Source organism: Longimicrobiaceae bacterium, assembly GCA_035936415.1.
GTDB lineage: Bacteria > Gemmatimonadota > Gemmatimonadetes > Longimicrobiales > Longimicrobiaceae > JAFAYN01.
The window spans coordinates 1-2,050 of record DASYWD010000027.1 but is presented as its reverse complement, the minus strand read 5'-3'; the positions used below and the strand labels follow the sequence as shown (position 1 = coordinate 2,050).

Annotated in this window: 1 protein-coding gene; it reads right to left on the bottom strand. The window is 75.7% G+C overall.

The genetic code is table 11. The annotated features are described in order from the left end of the window. The coding region (locus VGR37_01095; GenBank protein HEV2145991.1) for an acyltransferase domain-containing protein at positions 1 to 2,050 on the bottom strand (2,050 nt) is incomplete at both ends.

Sequence of the window (2,050 nt, the reverse complement as noted above, 5' to 3'; positions counted from 1 at the left end):
CCGCGGAGCAGCGCGTCGCGGCGGGCGCGGCGGGCACGGAGCCCGCGGATCTCGGCCACCACGCCACCCCCGTCGTCGACGAGCGCGACGTCGGCGCTCTCCACCTCCTTCTCCTCGCCGCCGGGGTCGCGCAGGCGGGCGTGGGCCCACAGCGTGCCCGTGGGGCGGCGGTGCAGGCGGAAGGACTCCACCTCCACCGGGACGTACGCCGTGCTGGAGTCCGCCTCCGCGGAAGTGGCCGCCACGAGCTGGATGCAGGCGTCCGCCAGCCCGGGGTGGATGGGGGCCATGGGGCGCACGCCCTCGCGCGGCTCCATCCGCCCCAGCGCCTCGCCGTCGCGCCGCCGGACCCCGGCGATCCACCGGAACGCCGCGCCGAGCGCGATGTCGCGCGCATCCATGGCGGCGTAGAAGGCGTCCGCCGAGCGCTCCTCCGCGCAGCGGGCGCGCACGGCGTCGACCTCCTCGGCCTGCTCGGGCTCGCCCGGCGCGGCGGGGGCGACGAAGCCGGTGGCGTGCAGCGTCCACTCGCCCTCCCCGGCGCGGGCGTACACCTCGAAGCGGCGCCGCCCGTCGTCTTCCGCGTCGGAAAGAACGAGCTGCGCGCGCCGCCTCTCCCCCTCCTCCAGCACCACCGGCTGGAGGAAGCCCACCTCCCGCAGCTCCACCGCCTCGGTCCCCAGCGACTGCGCCGCGGCGGCGGCCATCGCCAGGTACTGCGCGCCGGGGACGACCACCTCGCCGTAGATGCGGTGGTCGGCCAGGTGCGGCTGCGCGTCCGTGCTCAGCTCCGTCTGCCAGACGAGCGCGCCGCGGAGCAGCGGCGATTCCACCCGCTCGCCGAGGAGCGCGTCCGAGCCCTGCCGCAGCGGACGGGGGCGGGGCGCCTCCATCCAGTAGGGCCTGCGCTGGAAGGGGTAGGTCGGCAGCTCCACCCTGCGCCGCCGGCCCAGCACCGCCTCCCAGTCCACCCCCACGCCCGCCGTCCACACCGAAGCCACCGCCGCGGCGAACGTCTCGCGCTCGCCCCTGCCCTTGCGCAGCGACGGCGCCCACGTGCCCTCCCCCTCCGGCGCGATGCGCCGGCCCATCCCCAGCAGCGTCGCGGACGGGCCCACCTCCACGAACACGCGCACGCCGAGATCCCACAGCGACTGCACCGTGTCCGCGAAGCGCACCGCCTCGCGCGTGTGTCGCCTCCAGTAGCCCGCGCTGCGCAGCTCCTCTCCCTCGGCGAGCCTGCCCGTCACGTTGCTGACGATGCCCAGCCTCGGCTCGCGGTACTCGACCGCGGAGGCGACGCGCTCGAACTCCTCCAGCATCGGCTCCAGCAGCGGCGAGTGGAACGCGTGCGAGACCACCAGCCGCCGGTGCTCCACTCCCTCGGCCGAAAGCAGCGCGACGATCTCCTCCACCGCCTCCGCCTCTCCGGAGATCACCGTCTCCGTGGGCCCGTTCACCGCGGCGACGGACACCCGGTCGGACCGCGGCTCCACCAGCGCGCGCACCCGCTCCTCTTCCGTGAAGAGGGCGGCCATCGCCCCGCCCTCCGGCAGCGCGTCCATCAGCCGTCCGCGCGCGGCGATCAGCTTCAGCGCATCCTCCAGCCCGAGCACGCCCGCCACGCAGGCGGCCACGTATTCACCCACGCTGTGGCCCGCCACGAACGCCGGCTCGACGCCGCGGCTCCTCCAGAGCTGCACCAGGGCGTATTCGAGCGCGAAGAGCGCCGGCTGCGTGTACGCCGTCCGGTCCAGCGGGGAATCCTCTCCCTCCGCGGGATAAAGGACCGAGAGGAGGGGCCGCTCCAGCTCGCCGCGCAGGATCTCGTCACACCGGTCGAGAGCATCCCGGAAGACGGGCTCGCTCTCGTACAGCTCGCGCCCCATGCCGACGTACTGCGCCCCCTGCCCCGTGAACAGGAACGCCACCTCCGGCCGGGTGGCCGCGTCGCGCGCGGGGTGGACCACCGCGGGCGAGCTCTCTCCGGCCTGCAGTGCGGCCAGGGCGCGCGCCAGGTCGCCGCGCGAGGCGCCGAGCACCGCGGCGC